The sequence below is a fragment of the Nocardioides aequoreus genome, from assembly GCF_000720335.1.
Lineage (GTDB): Bacteria > Actinomycetota > Actinomycetes > Propionibacteriales > Nocardioidaceae > Marmoricola > Marmoricola aequoreus.
Window position 1 is genome coordinate 30,247 of the sequence record NZ_JOJN01000016.1, and the last position, 15,242, is coordinate 45,488.

General features: G+C 70.7%; 21 protein-coding genes and 3 pseudogenes. 9 read left to right on the forward strand and 15 right to left on the reverse strand.

All coding sequences use genetic code 11. The features are described from left to right. From IG63_RS23125 to IG63_RS0118755, 3 genes are read left to right on the forward strand one after another with little or no spacing between them, the layout of a single operon-like run. Nucleotides 1–168, forward strand: coding sequence for a hypothetical protein (locus tag IG63_RS23125; RefSeq protein WP_169741828.1), 168 nt, complete (start codon nt 1–3; stop codon nt 166–168). Beyond that, nucleotides 165–368 (forward strand): YgaP family membrane protein, encoded by a 204-nt coding sequence (locus IG63_RS0118750; RefSeq protein WP_030485876.1) that lies wholly within the window; start codon nt 165–167, stop codon nt 366–368. The genes IG63_RS23125 and IG63_RS0118750 overlap by 4 nt, the downstream gene beginning before the upstream one ends. Continuing rightward, nucleotides 365–982, forward strand: a complete 618-nt coding sequence (locus IG63_RS0118755; RefSeq protein WP_030485877.1) for a class I SAM-dependent methyltransferase — start codon at nt 365–367, stop codon at nt 980–982. The genes IG63_RS0118750 and IG63_RS0118755 overlap by 4 nt, the downstream gene beginning before the upstream one ends. 364 nt (nt 983–1,346) lie before the next feature. Here the strand turns inward: IG63_RS0118755 and IG63_RS0118760 are convergent, their stop codons facing one another. Beyond that, nucleotides 1,347–1,736 carry a heavy metal-responsive transcriptional regulator gene (locus IG63_RS0118760; RefSeq protein WP_030485878.1) on the reverse strand — a complete coding sequence of 130 codons (390 nt, stop codon included), beginning with the start codon at nt 1,734–1,736 and terminating at the stop codon, nt 1,347–1,349. Nucleotides 1,737–1,832: 96 nt separating this feature from the next. Here IG63_RS0118760 and merA point away from each other — a divergent pair, with 96 nt between their 5' ends. Next, nucleotides 1,833–3,245 carry a mercury(II) reductase gene (gene merA, locus IG63_RS0118765; protein WP_281174312.1) on the forward strand — a complete coding sequence of 471 codons (1,413 nt, stop codon included), beginning with the start codon at nt 1,833–1,835 and terminating at the stop codon, nt 3,243–3,245. 15 nt (nt 3,246–3,260) lie between these two features. Then, nucleotides 3,261–3,878, forward strand: a complete 618-nt coding sequence (gene merB / locus IG63_RS0118770) for an organomercurial lyase (protein ID WP_030485880.1) — start codon at nt 3,261–3,263, stop codon at nt 3,876–3,878. 379 nt (nt 3,879–4,257) lie between these two features. Here the strand turns inward: merB and IG63_RS23695 are convergent, their stop codons facing one another. From IG63_RS23695 to IG63_RS21840, 12 genes and pseudogenes are all read right to left on the reverse strand, one after another. Then, nucleotides 4,258–4,761, reverse strand: a complete 504-nt coding sequence (locus tag IG63_RS23695) for a cation transporter dimerization domain-containing protein (protein WP_245604510.1) — start codon at nt 4,759–4,761, stop codon at nt 4,258–4,260. A 2-nt stretch (nt 4,762–4,763) separates the two neighbouring features. After that, nucleotides 4,764–5,066: a cation efflux transmembrane domain-containing protein gene (locus IG63_RS23700; RefSeq protein WP_281174314.1), complete on the reverse strand. Its 303-nt coding sequence runs from the start codon at nt 5,064–5,066 to the stop codon at nt 4,764–4,766. Further along, nucleotides 4,979–5,296, reverse strand: coding sequence for a cation efflux transmembrane domain-containing protein (locus tag IG63_RS23880; protein ID WP_342665979.1), 318 nt, complete (start codon nt 5,294–5,296; stop codon nt 4,979–4,981). The genes IG63_RS23700 and IG63_RS23880 overlap by 88 nt, the downstream gene beginning before the upstream one ends. Further along, nucleotides 5,296–5,460, reverse strand: coding sequence for a hypothetical protein (locus tag IG63_RS23375; protein ID WP_211249400.1), 165 nt, complete (start codon nt 5,458–5,460; stop codon nt 5,296–5,298). The genes IG63_RS23880 and IG63_RS23375 overlap by 1 nt, the downstream gene beginning before the upstream one ends. Before the next feature lie 130 nt (nt 5,461–5,590). Then, on the reverse strand, nt 5,591–6,061 hold the full coding sequence (locus IG63_RS23380) for an MFS transporter (RefSeq protein ID WP_211249401.1): 471 nt from the start codon (nt 6,059–6,061) through the stop codon (nt 5,591–5,593). Then, entirely contained in the window at nt 6,034–6,213 is a 180-nt protein-coding gene (locus IG63_RS23385) for a hypothetical protein (protein WP_211249402.1), read from the reverse strand. The genes IG63_RS23380 and IG63_RS23385 overlap by 28 nt, the downstream gene beginning before the upstream one ends. Next, complete coding sequence (locus IG63_RS23390; RefSeq protein ID WP_281174313.1) at nt 6,210–6,707, reverse strand: MFS transporter; 498 nt, start codon at nt 6,705–6,707, stop codon at nt 6,210–6,212. The genes IG63_RS23385 and IG63_RS23390 overlap by 4 nt, the downstream gene beginning before the upstream one ends. After that, nucleotides 6,708–6,860 carry a hypothetical protein gene (locus IG63_RS23395; protein WP_211249404.1) on the reverse strand — a complete coding sequence of 51 codons (153 nt, stop codon included), beginning with the start codon at nt 6,858–6,860 and terminating at the stop codon, nt 6,708–6,710. Between the two features lie 124 nt (nt 6,861–6,984). Continuing rightward, nucleotides 6,985–7,245 (reverse strand): annotated as a pseudogene (locus tag IG63_RS24005) (MMPL family transporter); the annotation flags it as partial. Nucleotides 7,246–7,288: 43 nt separating this feature from the next. Next, nucleotides 7,289–7,441: pseudogene (locus IG63_RS24010) on the reverse strand (hypothetical protein); the annotation flags it as partial. Beyond that, nucleotides 7,378–7,893 (reverse strand): hypothetical protein, encoded by a 516-nt coding sequence (locus IG63_RS21835; protein ID WP_157210295.1) that lies wholly within the window; start codon nt 7,891–7,893, stop codon nt 7,378–7,380. The pseudogene IG63_RS24010 and the gene IG63_RS21835, both read right to left, overlap by 64 nt. Before the next feature lie 72 nt (nt 7,894–7,965). Beyond that, complete coding sequence (locus IG63_RS21840; protein ID WP_084597331.1) at nt 7,966–8,778, reverse strand: MMPL family transporter; 813 nt, start codon at nt 8,776–8,778, stop codon at nt 7,966–7,968. A 361-nt stretch (nt 8,779–9,139) separates the two neighbouring features. Between IG63_RS21840 and IG63_RS21070 the strand changes: the two genes are divergently transcribed. The 4 genes from IG63_RS21070 (at nt 9,140) to IG63_RS0118810 (ending at nt 12,803) form a co-directional block, all read left to right on the forward strand. Next, nucleotides 9,140–9,541 (forward strand): ArsR/SmtB family transcription factor, encoded by a 402-nt coding sequence (locus IG63_RS21070; protein WP_051707220.1) that lies wholly within the window; start codon nt 9,140–9,142, stop codon nt 9,539–9,541. Then, nucleotides 9,538–11,511, forward strand: coding sequence for a heavy metal translocating P-type ATPase (locus IG63_RS0118800; RefSeq protein WP_030485883.1), 1,974 nt, complete (start codon nt 9,538–9,540; stop codon nt 11,509–11,511). Before IG63_RS21070 ends, IG63_RS0118800 begins: the two co-directional genes overlap by 4 nt. Next, entirely contained in the window at nt 11,508–12,089 is a 582-nt protein-coding gene (gene lspA / locus IG63_RS0118805) for a signal peptidase II (protein WP_051707221.1), read from the forward strand. Before IG63_RS0118800 ends, lspA begins: the two co-directional genes overlap by 4 nt. A gap of 117 nt (nt 12,090–12,206) precedes the next feature. Beyond that, the gene (locus IG63_RS0118810; protein WP_030485885.1) at nt 12,207–12,803 is read left to right on the forward strand and encodes a cadmium resistance transporter; all 597 of its coding nucleotides are present in this window, start codon (nt 12,207–12,209) and stop codon (nt 12,801–12,803) included. A gap of 133 nt (nt 12,804–12,936) precedes the next feature. On the opposite strand, the gene IG63_RS0118815 is transcribed toward IG63_RS0118810, so the two are convergent. Continuing rightward, nucleotides 12,937–13,935, reverse strand: coding sequence for a cytochrome d ubiquinol oxidase subunit II (locus tag IG63_RS0118815; protein ID WP_030485886.1), 999 nt, complete (start codon nt 13,933–13,935; stop codon nt 12,937–12,939). Further along, nucleotides 13,932–15,131 (reverse strand): annotated as a pseudogene (locus IG63_RS0118820) (cytochrome ubiquinol oxidase subunit I); the annotation flags it as partial. The gene IG63_RS0118815 and the pseudogene IG63_RS0118820, both read right to left, overlap by 4 nt. Between the last annotated feature and the right edge of the window lie 111 nt (nt 15,132–15,242).

A 15,242-nucleotide genomic window follows, 5' to 3' on the forward strand; every position in this document is an offset into this window, starting at 1 on the left:
ATGTGCCGAGCAGTCAGCTGCAAGAAGTGCGGCAAGACCACCTGGGCCGGCTGCGGCCAGCATGTCGACCAGGTCCTCTCCCGCGTCCCGCGCGCCGACCGATGCGCCGGCCACCCCCGCGAGGCCGGCATCGGGTTCTTCAGCCGCCTCTTCGGAGGCAAGGCATGAACCTCGACCGCGCCGTACTCCTCCTCGCCGGCACCATGACCCTGCTCAGCGCCCTGCTGGTCGCCCTCGTGTCACCGTGGTGGCTGCTGCTGACCGCCTTCGTCGGGCTCAACCTGCTCCAGTCGTCCATCACCGGCTTCTGCCCCGCCGCCGTCATCTTCCGCCGACTCGGCGTCAGCAACGGGTGCGCCTTCCGATGAGCGACGAGCGCGCTGATCACTGGGATGCCGTCTTCGCGTCGCGCGACCTCGACAAAGTGTCGTGGTTCGAGGAGACGCCCACCCACTCCGTGGAGCTGCTACGCCGACAGCCCGGCTCGGTGGTCGACATCGGGGCCGGCGCGTCCAGGCTCCCCGACGCGCTCCTGACCGACGGCCGCGACGACATCACCGTGCTCGACATCTCCCACCAGGCGGTCGCAGTGACGCGCGAACGTCTCGGCTCCGCGAAGGGCCGGGTCACCTACGTCGTCAGCGACGTCCTCTCCTGGAAGCCCGCGCGCACCTACGACGCCTGGCACGACCGCGCCGTACTCCACTTCCTCACAGCTCCGGCCGACCAATCGGCGTACGTCGACCTGGCCGCCCGCACCCTCTCCCCCGGCGGTTTGCTCGTCCTGGCCACCTTCGGCCCTGACGGACCCACGTCCTGCTCGGGCCTGCCGACGGCCCGGCACTCAGCCGACGACTTCGCCGCCCTCTTCGCGCCCGCCTTCACCCTCACCCACGCCGAAACGCGGATCCACCACACTCCCGACGGCTCCGAGCAGCAGTTCACCTGGGTCACCGCGCGGCGCACGGGCGACTCTCATTGAGCTCCGCGACTCCACCGGGCTTCGTCGCGACGTGAAGCCAATCTAGAAAGCGGCTATCATCTAGATCAATCTAGGCGCTCCCTCTCAGCGTGGGACGCCCAGAGCAACCCGGTAGCCTGTTACACATCCGGTACAAACAGCCGGCCAACCTCGACGTTTGCGCAGGTCAGCATGGGTCAGTCAGTCAGTACTACGACCTGTAGTCACTTCTCACCGTAGAGTTCGAACTCGACTCCGGACCAATGGCGACGCCCCAGCTCCAGCGTCCTCGCGACCAAACCGTGTCATGGTGCTCGGAGCGCCAGGCTCGAAATCCGCCAACCTGATCCTTTGGCGTATCGCAGCCCCACCGCGGCGGGAGGGGTCACAGGTAGCGGCAGACGTCCTCGGCGTCGCAGGCGGCCGGTTCCGCCCGTCCGGCTTCATGACACAGCCGGGCGACGGTGGCGCGAAGCCCTTGGAGATCGGCGATCTGTCGGTCGATGTCGGTCAGTCGGATGGTGAGCAGGTCGTGCACGTGACTGCAGGGCGTCTGCCCCGCGTCGCGGATGTCGATGACCTCGCGGATCTGGGCCAAGGTGAGACCGGCGGCGCGGCCGCGGCGAATGAAGTCCAGGCGGGTCACCGCGTCGGGTCCGTAGTCCCGGTAACCGTTGCTGGCCCGGTGGGCGGGCGGCAGGAGGCCGGCCTCCTCGTAGAACCGCAGCGTCTTGGTAGTGGTGCCGGTCGCCTCGGCCAGCTCGCCGATTCGCATGGTGCTCCTCCCGACGGCACTTGACCTTCCATCGTGCTGGAAGGTTCACGATGAGCACTGTACCGCCCCTTGACCCGGCCTTTCGTGAGGAGACCCTTGACCGAGCACACCGGCACCAACAGCGCGGCCTCCGGCCGCTACGACGTGGATCTGGCGATCATTGGATCCGGCGGCGCAGCGATGGCGGCCGCCATCGAGGCCCGCCGGCGAGGCGCCACGGCCGTCGTCATCGAGCGCGGCGCCCTGGGCGGAACCTGCGTGAACCGCGGCTGCGTCCCGTCCAAGGCGCTGCTGGCCGCCGCTGGTGCGAGGCACGCCGCGCTGACCAAGCCGTTCCCCGGCGTGCCCACCGGCGCGGGCGACGTAGACCTGGCCGCGCTTGTTGACCAGAAGGACGACCTGGTCTCGTTCCTGCGGCAGGCCAAGTACGCCGACGTCGCGGCCGCACATGGGTTCGACATCGTCGACGGCGAGGCCCGGTTCCGCGACCCCGAGACGCTCGAGGTGGACGGTCGGCCGCTGCGGGCCCGCTGCTATGTGGTGGCCACCGGAGCGCAGCCGCACATCGATGGCATCACCTCGCTGGAGCAGGTGGAATACCTGACCTCGACCACCGCGATGGAGCTGCGCGAGCTGCCGGCCTCCCTGGTGGTCATTGGCGGCGGCTACGTCGGGATGGAACAGGCCCAGCTGTTTGCGCACCTGGGTACTCGGGTCACCGTGGTCGGCCGGCTGGCGCCGCACACCGAACCGGAGCTCGCGGCGGTGATGCGCAGGGTGTTCGCCGATGACGGCATCACCGTGATCGAGGAGCACGCCGCCACCGTCGCCAACCTAGGGAGCGGCGCGGTAGTGACCACAGTCTCGGGTGCCCGGATCGAGGCTCAGCGGGTGCTGGTGGCGACCGGCCGCCGCCCGGACACGGCCGCGCTGAACCTGCCCGCGGCCGGGGTGGCCGTCGACGACCGGGGTTTCGTCGTCGTGGACGAGCACCACGCCACCGGCAACCCCCGCGTGCACGCCGCCGGCGACGTCGCCGGCACCCCGCAGTACGTCTACGTCGCCGCCGCCGCCGGACACGTGGCCGCCGCAAACGCCTTGGACCCGGAAGGGAAGCGGACCGTGGACTACACCGGGCTCCCGGCGGTGACGTTCACCCGCCCGCAGGTCGCCTCCGCCGGCCTGACCGAGGCCGCCGCACTCGCGGCCGGGTTCTCGTGCGAGTGCCGGGTGCTCGACCTGGCCGACGTGCCGCGAGCGCTGGTGAACCGGGACACCCGGGGTGCGGTCAAGCTCGTCGCCGACGCCGGCACCGGCCGGGTGCTCGGCGTGCACGCGGTCGCCGACGGCGCCGGGGAGATCATGTTGGCCGCCACCTACGCCATCAAAACCCGGATGACCGTCGACGACCTCGCCAACACGTGGGCGCCCTACCTGACGATGGCCGAGAGCCTTCGTCTGGCCGCCGGCCTGTTCCGCGACCAGATGCCCACCTCCTGCTGTGCCTGAGAGGAACCCGGAGCGATGACTGATGAACCGCAGACCCCGACCGCGGGGCTGCTCGAGGTCGGTGACGCCGATGCGGCGCGGGTGCGCCGGGCCGCGTTCACCCGGCTGCTGGCCACCGCGGCCCCGATCACTGCAGCCATGCTGGCCACCGAAGTGGACCTCACCGACGAACAGGTCGAGGCCGCGCTCAGAAGGCTGGCCGCCGCCGGCGCCATCAGCCGCGACGAGTCGGGCGAGGTCGTCGCGGCCGGCGGCCTCGCCGTCACGCGCGCCTGGCACCGGCTGCTGCTGGACGGCCGCCAGTACTGGACCTGGTGCGCCTTCGACGGCATCGGCATCCCCGCCGCCCTCGAGCTCGACGCCGTCCTCGACACCCGCTGCCCGACCTGCGGCGCAGGCCTCCGGATCACCATCACCGCGGGTAGCCTGCCAGCGGGTATCCCGGTCGTCGGGTGGCTCCCCGGCGGACCGTGCGCCAACGTCCAGGCCGACTTCTGCCCCGAGGCCAACCTGTTCTGCACCGAGGCCCACCTGGCCACCTGGCGCCAGACGGCCGGCGACCCACCCGGCACCGCCGCGACCCTGCGCGAGCTCGCCGAGACCGGACGGCAGGTGTGGGCCGACCTCACCTGACCCCGGGTCAGCCAGACGCTGCGGTGGGAAACTAGCCAGGTGAGCGCGGCCCCCGGCACCGACGACGCCCAGCCCCACACCGGTGGGTGCTGGTGCTGCGGCCGCCCCTACCCGCCCGATCGAATGGTGCACCTCGGCGCCCACCCGGAGGTGACCGTGTGCGCCGACTGCACCAGGTTCCTACACCGGCGAGCGGCCCTGCTCGGCGCACACGCCACCCCGCTCGCCCTCATCCGCCGCGCCACCCAGACCATCCGCGACCAAGTGCTTTCCCGCCAGATCCATCAGCGACGAGTCATCGGGCCGCTTCTTCGCTGGCTGGACAAGTTTCTTCCCTAGCTCAATTGCCGCCGCCGGAGCGGCTCGGGCACCGCGTTGGTCATCGACCGCGCGGCCGTGACCCAAGTCGGCGGCGTGGTTCGCCGTAGCCTCCGGCGCTCCCGGTGGAGCCAACGGCCGAGCGCCGGCAAGATCGCGAAGGGTGACCCGGAGGGTCACCAGGACATCTCGTGGCACGAGGCGGGTCGGTTTCGACCGGGAGGGTGGCGTGCTCCACGCCGAACCGCTCGCGCAGCACGTCACGCGCCGCAGCGAGCACGCCGTCGGTGTCGGCGGCGCTGGCCGCCACCAGGTGGGCCGTCGCAACGTTCATGCCCGAGGTCAGCGTCCACAGGTGCAGGTCGTGCACGTCGGTCACTCCCGCGATGCCGGCCAGCTCGTCCTCGACCCGGGCGGGCTCAACTCCGGCCGGCGCATGCTGCCCGAGGACCGCCAGCACCTCGCGACCCAAGATGACGGCACGGACGGCGACGAAGACCGCGTGGCGAACGCGATCGCGGTGTCCCACAGCGCTTCCCGTCCGGGCGACCAGCACGCCGGCCATGATCACCCCCACCGAACCCAGGTGTCGGCTACCACCTCGAGATATGCACCCTTGACGTTCAGGCTCTCCCTCGCGCCGCCGCGCAACAGCAGCAGCGCGGCCACGTTCACCGCCAGGCCAATCGCGCCGACAATCAGCATCGCCCCGCTTTCGACCTCGACCGAGGCCCCGATCCGGCCGATCGCCGCGATCGAGACGTACGCCGCCACGCCGAGCATCAACAGCACCGCCAGACCGGAGGCGAATACCTCGGCGCGGTAGGAGCCGAAGGTGCGAATGCCGCTGGTGTCCTTGCGGGTGGCGATCCTGGTCGCGGCAGGGCGGCGCCCAGGGCGACCACGTCGGCGGCCATGTGCCCCGCGTCCGACAGCAGCGCCAGCGAGCCGGACCACAGCCCGAACCCGAGCTCCACCCCGAAGAACCCAGCCACCAGACCGAAGGCGACCGTCAGCCGCATCGGGGCCTCGACGCAGCGCTGGAAGGCGCGGTTGGCGGGGCTGGTGACCAGGAGGGTCTCCACTCTGTTCATCAGCATCAGTGGGTGCTCCGATCCTCGGGGACGGTGCTGGCTTGTGGGAAGTGACGCTCAGGGCTGCCGGTGGTGCGGCTGCCGGCGGTGGGTTTGCCGGGCAGGCGCAGCGCGATGAGCCCGGCGCTGAGCCCGGCGGTGATCGCGGTGGCGATCAGCACCAGGGACATGCCGTGCAGGTAGGCGCTTGTGGCGCTGGAAGCGAGCGCGGGCTCGCCGAGGCGTGCAGCGGTAGCGAGGGCTCCCCGGCGATGGAGTCGCGGGCGGCGACCGGCGCCTCGGCCGGCAACCCGGCGGTGTTCACCGACTGGCGTAGCCCTCGGCGAGGAGGCTGCCGAGCAGGGCGACGCCGAGGGCGCCGCCGGTCTGGCGAAGGGTCATGGTGATCGCGGTACCGCTCCCGGCTTGCTCGGTCGACAGCGCGTCGAGCACCGCGTCCATGGCCGGCGCGAGCGCCATTCCGATCCTGAGTCCGGCCGTGGCGAGCCAGCTTGCGACAAACCCGTAGCTGGACTGGAGGTCGGTGAGGGCGCCGATGGCCCCTCCGGTAGCCAGGATCGCCAAGCCGGCCGAGACGGGCACCCGGTAGCCGGCGCGCGCGGCGAGCCGCGCCCCGGCCGGGGCGCCGACGACCAGGCCGCCGATCAGCGGGAGCAGCCGCAGTCCGGTGCCGAGGGCGTCGTGACCGGCGACGAACTGCAGGTACCGCGGGACGACGAACAGCAGTCCGAGCATGCCGAAGATCACGAGGACGCCGGCGATGCTGGCCACAGGAACTGTGGCCGGGTGAACAGGTGCAGGTCGATCATCGGGTCGCGGACGCGTAGCTCCCAAGCCACGAAGCGCGCCAGCACCAGCACTCCGGCACTGATCGCCCCGATCGTGACCGAATCGGACCAGCTGCGACTGGGGGCCTCGATCACCCGTAGACGAGCGAGGTGAGCCCGGCCGTGGACAGCACCGCCCCCCACAAGTCGGGGCGGCGTGGCGTTGGGTCGCGCGACTCAGGGAGCAGGACCGCGATGGCGATGGCGCCGATGATCGCGATCGGGACGTTGATCAGGAAGATCGAGCCCCACCAGAAGTGCTCGAGCAGGTAGCCGCCGATGATCGGCCCGAGCGGGATACCGATGCCGAGCCCCATCACCAGTAGCGAGACCGCTCTGCCGCGCTCGGTGGGACCGAAGAGCGCGGCGAGGACCGCGAACGCGACCGGCATGATGATGGCCGCTCCCAGTCCCATCACGCCGCGTGCGGCGATCACCAGGGCGGCCGAGTCGACCCCGGCGGCAATAGCCGAGGAGATCCCGAACAGGCCGAGACCGATGAGGAGCAGCTGTTTGCGGCCGTAGCGGTCGCCGAGCGCCCCGCAGGTGAGCATCAGCCCGGCGATCACCAGGACATAGGCGTTGACCATCTACTCCAGGCCATCGGTGCCGACCTCCAGCTCGGTGGCAATGGTCGGCAGGGCGACGTTCATGATGGTGATGTCGAACCCGAGGGTCAGCACGGCCAGGCCGAGCGCGGCCAGCGCCCACCAGCGCCGCGGGTCGTCGTCCGCAGTCGCCATGATCCTTCTCCTTTCCGTGTGGCGGAGTCCAGTCAGTCGGTGAGGCGGAGGCGGTTGTGCATCGTCGTAGCGGCGCGGGGGCCCACCAGTTGGCCTCGCCGGCCAGCCGCATGATGGCGGGCACCAACAGGCCGCGGACGATGGTGGCGTCGAGGACCACGGCCAGCGTCAACCCGACGCCGATCACCTTCAAGGCGGTGAGATTCGAGGCGGCGAGGGCCAAGAAGACCGTGACCAGAATGGCGGCCGCGGCGGTGATCAGTCCGCCGGTGCGCTGCAAGCCTTGCGCCACCGCTTCGGTGGTGGACCGGCAACGTGGTTTCCAGGGTGCCGGTCGGGGTGAAGTCGCCGACCAGCCAGCGCAGATGGCCTTCCTGGAACACATAGACCAGGGCTCCGAAGGTGGCGCTGAGGCTGAGCAGGTTGGTCACGATCGCCTTCACCGGGATCAGCAGCGACCCGGTGAACAGGAACAGCAGCACGAAGGTCGACAGCGCAATCACGCCCAATGCCCACGTCAACCGGTCGGCGATCGTGTCGGTCGCATCGACCAGCGTGGCCGCCGACCCGCCCACCAGCACCTCCCCGGTGCCGGCTGGTCACGGAGGTCACGTACGACGCTGCGGGCGTCGGCGGGGTCCGCGGCCGAGGCGGTGACGGCCACCCAGACTCCGGCTGCCGAGGTGTAGCGGGCCTTCAAACCCTCAGCCTGCGGGCCGGTCGTAGGGGTCGTTTGCCCGTCGACGTACCGGCCGGTGGCGGTCTCCACGACCGCCACCCCGGGCAGGGCCGAGAGCCGGGCGGCGTACTCGCCCAGCTCGCTCTCGCCAACGGGCGTGGCGTCGCGTTCTGGTATCACCACCGTGATCGGGTCCTCGGCCGCGCCGGGGAAGTCCGCTGCCAGCTGTTCGGCGGTCTCGGCCACCGGGTGGTCGGCGGGAAGGGTGCGGTGGTCCAGCAGCCCGAACCGCACCCCGGCGAAGGGCAGCACCAACAAGATCAGCACCGCGCTGACCGAGACCAGGACCAACACGGGACGGCGCATCACCAGGGCAGCGATCCGGTGCCAGAAACCGGTCCTCCCCCACTCGCGAGCGGCGCCGGGTCATCCGCCGGCGGATCGGGGCGACAGGTCGGCGCGGTCCAGCCGGTGCCCGACCAGGGCCAGCATCGCCGGGACCAGGATCACCGCGGCGAGCGCGGCCAGCGCGGTGACCGCGATCCCGGCGTACCCGAGTGAGCGGAGGAAGGGCATCGGGAACAGCAGCAGCGCCGAGAGCGAGAGCGCCACCGTGACCGCGGAGAACATCACTGTACGGCCCGCGGTGCGCACGGCGATCACCACCGAGGCCTCCACCGAGCGGCCGGTGCGTCGTTCCTCGCGGAACCGGGTGACCAGGAACAGGCTGTAGTCCACCGCCAGCCCGAACCCGAGCGCGGTGGTCAGGTTCAGCACGTAGGTCGACATCGTGGTGACCTCGGTCAGCAGTCCCAGCACCGCCAGCGTGCCGACCACCGCGCCGGCACCCACCAGCAGCGGCAGTGCGGCAGCGATAGCGGAGCCGAAGACCAGCAGCAGCACGAGCAGGGTGATCGGCAAGGTCACCATCTCGGCGGAGACCAGGTCGCTCTCCGCCTGCTCATCGACCGCCAGCCCGACCGCGGCGGGCCCGGTGGCGCTCACTCGCAGCGGCCCCGGATCCTGCTCGAGGTCGTCGATGATCCTCGCCGCGGTCTCCTGTGCTGCGCTCTCGCCGCCGATCAGCTGCACCGCGACCAGCGCGGACCGGCCGTCCCTGCACGCAACGACGGATCCGGAGTCGCCCAGTAGGACTGCACGCCACAACGCCGGTCGTCCCGGCAAGCCGCTCGGTGAGCTCGCGCCCCGCCCCCACGGCTGCCGCAGAGTCGACGTCACCGGTGGTCGACTCGGCGACCAGGACCAAGTTCGGCGGCCCGCCCGGAAACTCCCGCGTCAACAGCTCCGACGTACGTTTGCGACTCCGCGGACGGATCCAGGTACGCACCCGAGGCCAGCTTGTCACCAGCATCACGACCCACGACCCCGGCCAGAGCCATCAACAACAACGCCGCCACCAGCACCAGACCGCGGCGTCGCAGCAGCAGCCGCAGAAATGGGTTCGCGTCCGTCGCTCGCTCCAAATCCCGCTTCGGGTCGCGCTCCTGCACCGCCCGTGGTCACCACCGCCCTACCCCTTCATGAATTCCCGCTGTCAGCGGAGTTGGACGATCAATGTCTGAGACGCTATCATCGGGCTATGCCAATGACAACGGTGGATTCTGAGGGTGCGCTGCTGCGCGGGGCTGCCCTGTTCCACGGACTCGCGGACCGCAACCGGCTGGCGATCGTCCGAAAGCTCGCCCACGGCGAGCGCCGGGTGGTGGACCTCACCAAGGCGCTCGGAGTCGCTCAGGGCACCGTGTCCGGCCATCTGGCCTGCCTGCGTGACTGCGGGCTGGTCGTCGGCCGACCGGAAGGCCGGCAGATGTTCTATTCCATCGCCCACCCCGAGCTGATGGACCTGCTCGGCGCGGCCGAGCAACTGCTCGCCCTGACCGGCGAGGCCGTCGAGCTCTGCCCCAACTATGGGCCAGACGACATCCCCACCGACACAGATGCGGCGACCACCCCCACCACGACGGAGGAAGTAGCACCGTGACGGATGCCTGCGGCTGCGGACACGACGAGCCCCGCACCGCCGACAGCGAGTCGGAGGAGCACGAGCCGGAACGGCTCTGGGAGGTCAGCGAGCTGCGGTTCGCCGCCCTCGCCGGACTCTTCCTCGCCGCCGGCTTCATCGCCGACCTCAACGACGCATCACGGTCGGTGACGACCGGCCTGAACGCCGTCGCCCTGGCGCTGGGGGCCTGGACCTTCGTGCCCAGCACGCTGAAGCGGCTCGCCAAGGGCAAGATCGGCGTCGGCACCCTGATGACGTTCGCCGCCGTGGGCGCGGTCATCCTCGGCGAGGTCGCGGAGGCCGCCGCACTCGCATTTCTGTACTCCATCAGCGAGGGCCTCGAGGAGTACGCCGTCGCCCGCACCCGCCGCGGCCTGCGCGCCCTGCTGTCCCTGGTCCCGGCCGAGGCGACCATCCTGCGCGATGGCACCCAGGTCACCGTCACCCCCGTAGAGCTCGCCATCGGGGACCTGCTGCTGGTCCGGCCCGGCGAACGGGTCGCCACCGACGGCGTCATCCGCACCGGCCGCACCGCGCTGGACGTCGCCGCCCTCACCGGCGAGTCCGTCCCGGTCGAGGCCGGCGCCGGGGACACCGTCTACGCCGGCTCCGTCAACGGCACCGGCGTCCTCGAGGTCGAGGTCACCACCACCGCCGAGGACAACTCCCTGGCCCGGATCGTCACCATCGTCGAGGCCGAGCAGTCCCGCAAGGGCAACGCCCAGCGCCTGGCCGACCGCATCGCCCAGCCCCTGGTGCCCGGGATCATGGTGCTGGCGGCCGTGATCGCCATCACCGGCAGCCTGCTCGGCGACCCCGCGACCTGGATCGAACGCGCCCTCGTGGTCCTGGTCGCGGCCTCCCCTTGTGCGCTGGCGATCTCCGTACCGGTCACCGTGGTCGCCGCCATCGGCGCCGCCAGCCGCATCGGCGCCCTGGTCAAGGGCGGCGCCGCCCTGGAGGCCCTCGGCCGAATCCGTGCCGTCGCCCTGGACAAGACCGGAACCCTGACCCGCAACCAACCCTCCGTCGTCGAGGTCGCCGCGGCACCCGGCCAGACCCGGGAGCAAGTCCTCGACATCGCGGCCGCCCTGGAGTCCCGCAGCGAGCACCCCCTGGCCCGCGCCATCCTCGCCGCCGTCCCCGACCACCGCGACGCCACCGGCCTCGAAGCGGTCATCGGCGCCGGCCTCACCGGCACCATCGACGGCCGGCCGGCCCGCCTCGGCCGACCCGGCTGGATCCCCGTCGGCGATCTCGCCGACCCGGTCGCCGCGATGCAGGAAGCGGGCGCCACTGCAGTGCTGGTCGAGTACGACGGGGCCGTGATCGGCGCCGTCGCGGTCCGCGACGACCTGCGCCCCGAGGCCGCCGAGGTCGTCGCCCGGCTCCGGGCCGGCGGCTACCAGGTCGCCATGCTCACCGGCGACAACGAACGCACCGCCACAGCGCTGGCCGGCCAGGCCGGCATCACCGACGTGCACGCCGAGCTCCGGCCCGAGGACAAGTCGGCCATCATCGCCCGGCTCCGCGAGAACCGGCCCACCGCGATGGTCGGCGACGGCGTCAACGATGCCCCCGCGCTGGCCACCGCCGACGTCGGCATCGCGATGGGCGCCATGGGCAGCGACGTGGCCATCGAGACCGCCGACGTCGCCCTGATGGGCGAGGACCTGCGCCACCTTCCGCACACCCTGACCCACGCCCGCCGGGCCCGGTCGATCATGCTGCAGAACGTCGGCCTCTCCCTCGGTTTGATCGCCATCCTGATCCCGCTCGCCGCCCTCGGCGTGCTCGGGCTGGCCGCGGTGGTGCTGGTCCACGAGGTCGCCGAGATCTTCGTGATCGGCAACGGCGTCCGCGCCGGCCGCGCCCGCCCGCTCGCTCGCCCGCCAGCGGCCACCCACCCGGCCCCGGTGCCGGCGCCCGCGGAAGCCGGGACCCGGTGAGCCGCGGCCCCTCCAAGGCCCCGACGCGGCCGCGCACCGGTCGCCTCACGATCCTGTTGGCGGCAGCGACGGTGGCCGCGGTCGACCTGACCGCCAAGGCCGCATCGGAAGCCCGGCTGGCCGACTCCTCGGTCGACCTCGGGCCGCTCAAGCTCCAACTGGCCTACAACGCCGGTGTGGCGTTCAGCATGGGCGACACCCTCCCCAGCGCAGTGGTCGTGGCCATCACCGCCGCCATCGCTGTCGCCATAATGGCGTACGCCTGGCACCGGGCACCCACGGCCGGCCGCGTCGAGAGGATCGCCGGAGGCGCCGTGATCGGCGGCGCCGTCGCCAACCTGGTCGACCGCGCCCGCCACGGGGTGGTCACCGACTACCTTCACACCGGCTGGTGGCCCACCTTCAACCTCGCCGACACCTTCCTGGTCATCGGATTCATCGTGATCGCGCTGCTGAACGCCCGTCCCGAGCGCACCACGGATCCCCCCGAGGCAGTGGAGGGCCACCCCACCGCCTCGACGACCTCGGACAACTTTCGACACCCGTCGGGGCCGCCATCGGAGCGGCCGGGGGCCTGATCGCCCACCGCACGGACGGTGCGCCGCTGCCGCGAGACGCCGGTCGAGCGTCGAGCACGTCGAGCCGACCCGAGCCTCGCCATCACGAAGAAGCAGTCAGTACCGAGGACGACAGACATGGGATTGGTCAGCTCCACACTGCAGGCGGTCGGCCTGTTCCTGGTCACCAACATCGACGACATCATCGTCCTGTCACTGTTCTTCGCACGCGGCGCCGGGCAACGAGGGACGACCACGAGGATCGTCGCCGGTCAGTACCTGGGCTTCGGTGGCATTCTCCTTGCCTCAGTCGCCGTCACGCTAGGAGCAGGGTTCTTCCTCCCCGACGGCGCCATCCCGTACTTCGGCCTCATTCCACTGCTGCTGGGTGGCTACGCCGCCTGGCAGGTATGGCGCAACGGGGACCAAGACGACGACACCCTCGCTGACAAGCCCGTCAGCGCCCTGACCGTGGCGGCAGTCACCTTCGCCAACGGTGGCGACAACATCGGGGTCTACGTGCCGGTGTTCCTCGCGGTCGGCACCAGCACCCTTGTGGCCTACTGCGTCGTGTTCCTTGCCCTGGTCGCCGTCCTTGTCCTTGCGGCCAGGTTCGTGGCCACTCGAAAGCCGATCGCAGAGGTGCTGGAACGGTGGGAGCACATCCTGTTTCCGCTCGTCCTCATCGCGCTCGGCCTCGTCATCCTGATCGAGGGCGGCGCGTTCGGCCTGTGACCCTCCGGCGACCCACCCTTCCCGCCGCCGACAGGATCACGCGACCGCGGTCCCTAGGTGGCGAAGTGGGCTGCTTGGGCAGCTCGTCCTGTTCGTCCACCCGGGCGAGGAGTGGCCGGCCATCGCTGTCGGTCTATCGCGACCATGACTCCGTCTGGGTCAGCTGGTATAGGTAGCCCAGCGCGGGGAGCACGATGATGGCCGCCAGGCCGGCAGCGACGAGCAGTGCCTGGAGCGTGGCCGGCGCACCCGCGGCCTCGACAATGGTGACCTCGTCGACGAGCAGCCACGGGTACTGACCCACGCCCCACCCCATGACCACGGCAGCGACCGCGATCAGGGCGGTCACTCGGGCGACCGCGAAGCGGCGGATGCCGACCAGTACCAGCGTGGCGGCGCCGGCAAGCGCCGAGACCACGATCAGGGGTGCGGCCTGGTTCTGGAGTCCGTCGGCAAGCGTGGGCGCGTCTTGCTGCAGCGGTATCAACGCGGCGAAGACGACGATGCCGGTGACGGCTCCGACCGCGAGGGTCCGCCACTGCAGTTGCTCGGCAAGGTTCTGCTGTCCGGAGCGGCGCGCGTCGGCGCACAGGAAGGTCCCGGCGAGGAAGGCGCAGGTGCCGACCGCGATGATCCCGCCGAAGATCGAGGTGGGGTTGAGCCAGGAGGTCCACAGGTCACCGCGCCCGGCGGCGGGGACCCGCCCGGAGGCGATCCCACCTGCCACGGTCCCGAGGAAGAACGGCGTGATCACCGAAGAGATCGCGAAGATGGCACCGAACAGGCGGGCCTGGCCGAGCGTGGCGGCGTACTTGCGGAACGCGAAGCTCGCACCCCGGAGCACGATCCCCAGCAGCACGAGCAGCATCGGCAGGATGAGTGTCGACATCGCGGCGGCGAAGGTCTCGGGGAACGCGGTCCACCAAGTGACCAGGACATAGATCAGCCAGACGTGGTTGGCCTCCCACACCGGTCCGATGCTGTGGTCGACCAGCGTGCGCAGCTCGGCACCCCGGGCCGCGCCGCCGGCGGTGAGGTCGTAGAAGCCGGACCCGAAGTCGGCGCCACCGAACAGCGCGTAGGCGAGCACGCCCACGAACAGTGCGGCAGCGACCACCACTGCCAGGCTCACCGCTTTGCCTCCTCCGGCGCCGAGGCCTCGGAGCCGTGCGGGCGCTGGGCCTGCGGCCCGTACGGGCTGGGCAGGTCGATCTCGCCGGAGCGCCACCGCCGCGCCATGGAGCGCAACACCACCACCGCCCCGAAGGTCATGAGTGTGTAGACGACCGCTGTTGTCCCGAGTAGCCACCACAGCCCCGAGTTCTCCCCGGCGGCCTCCGGTATGCGCATGAAGCCGTAGACGATCCACGGCTGTCGGCCGACCTCGGTGGCGATCCACCCGGCCTCCATCGCGACGACTGCAAGCACCCCGGACACTGCGGCGAGCCGGAGGAACCACCGGTGCTCCAGCAGGTCCCGGCCGCGCCAGCGGGCGACCCAGAAGACGACCGCGGCCACCATCAGAAGGGTGCCGATGCCGACCATGCTCTGGAACGCAAGGTGGGTGATGTTGACCGGCGGCCGATCCTGGACCGGAAAGCTGGAGAGGCCTTCAACCGGCTTGGTGAAGGAGTTGCGCGCGATCAGCGAACCCAAGTAGGGGATGTCGATCGACCACCTCACCTCGCCGTCGATGAGGAGGCCGCCCAGCCGCAGCGGTGACGGGCTCTCTGTCTCGGTCGCCAGCTCGAACGCGGCGAGCTTGGCCGGCTGCGTCTCGGCGAGGCGACTGCCGAGCAGGTGGCCAACGAACGGCTGGACGACGGCCGAGGCACTCGCGAAGGCGAATGCGAGGGTGAAGCCGAGCCGATGCGCCCGGTCGCGGCGACCCCGCAGCATCCCCACCGCGTACACCGAGGCGATCGTGAACCCGGCGACCATATAGGCGGCCACCCACATGTGCAGGAACTGCCAGAACGCATCCGGGTTGAGCAACACCGCCCACGGATCGACGTTGCGCACCTCGCCGTCGACGAGGTCGAACCCGACCGGGGCGTTCATCCAGGCGTTCACCGCGATCACGCAGAACGTCCCGATGACCCCAGTGACAGCCATCGGCAGCACCATCAGCAGATGCTTCTTGGGCGGCATCCGGTCCCACCCGTACAGATAGATGCCCAGGAAGATCGCCTCGACGAAGAACGCCAAGCCCTCAAACGCGAACGGCAACCCGAGGACGTCGCCATAGGTGCCCATCAGACCCGGCCACAACAATCCCATCTCGAAGCTCAGCACCGTCCCCGACACCGCCCCGATCGCGAACAGGACCGCCGAGACCTTGGGTCTGCTGCACGATCAGGTGACAGGTTGACCTGACCTACCGTTTGGGCTCCATCCGCGGTGGCTAACTGACAGCGGGGATGGGTTCGTTTTCGGAGC

Coding starts and splice junctions, on each gene's coding strand:
- IG63_RS0118810 (WP_030485885.1), top strand. CDS start 12,207: ATGGGATTGGTCAGCTCCACACTGCAGGCGGTCGGCCTGTTCCTGGTC.
- IG63_RS0118755 (WP_030485877.1), top strand. CDS start 365: ATGAGCGACGAGCGCGCTGATCACTGGGATGCCGTCTTCGCGTCGCGC.
- merB (WP_030485880.1), top strand. CDS start 3,261: ATGACTGATGAACCGCAGACCCCGACCGCGGGGCTGCTCGAGGTCGGT.
- IG63_RS23375 (WP_211249400.1), bottom strand. CDS start 5,460: ATGTCCCTGGTGCTGATCGCCACCGCGATCACCGCCGGGCTCAGCGCC.
- IG63_RS23695 (WP_245604510.1), bottom strand. CDS start 4,761: ATGGCCGGCGTGCTGGTCGCCCGGACGGGAAGCGCTGTGGGACACCGC.
- IG63_RS23395 (WP_211249404.1), bottom strand. CDS start 6,860: ATGGCGACTGCGGACGACGACCCGCGGCGCTGGTGGGCGCTGGCCGCG.
- IG63_RS23390 (WP_281174313.1), bottom strand. CDS start 6,707: ATGGTCAACGCCTATGTCCTGGTGATCGCCGGGCTGATGCTCACCTGC.
- IG63_RS0118750 (WP_030485876.1), top strand. CDS start 165: ATGAACCTCGACCGCGCCGTACTCCTCCTCGCCGGCACCATGACCCTG.
- IG63_RS21070 (WP_051707220.1), top strand. CDS start 9,140: ATGCCAATGACAACGGTGGATTCTGAGGGTGCGCTGCTGCGCGGGGCT.
- IG63_RS0118760 (WP_030485878.1), bottom strand. CDS start 1,736: ATGCGAATCGGCGAGCTGGCCGAGGCGACCGGCACCACTACCAAGACG.
- IG63_RS23880 (WP_342665979.1), bottom strand. CDS start 5,296: ATGCTGATGAACAGAGTGGAGACCCTCCTGGTCACCAGCCCCGCCAAC.
- IG63_RS23125 (WP_169741828.1), top strand. CDS start 1: ATGTGCCGAGCAGTCAGCTGCAAGAAGTGCGGCAAGACCACCTGGGCC.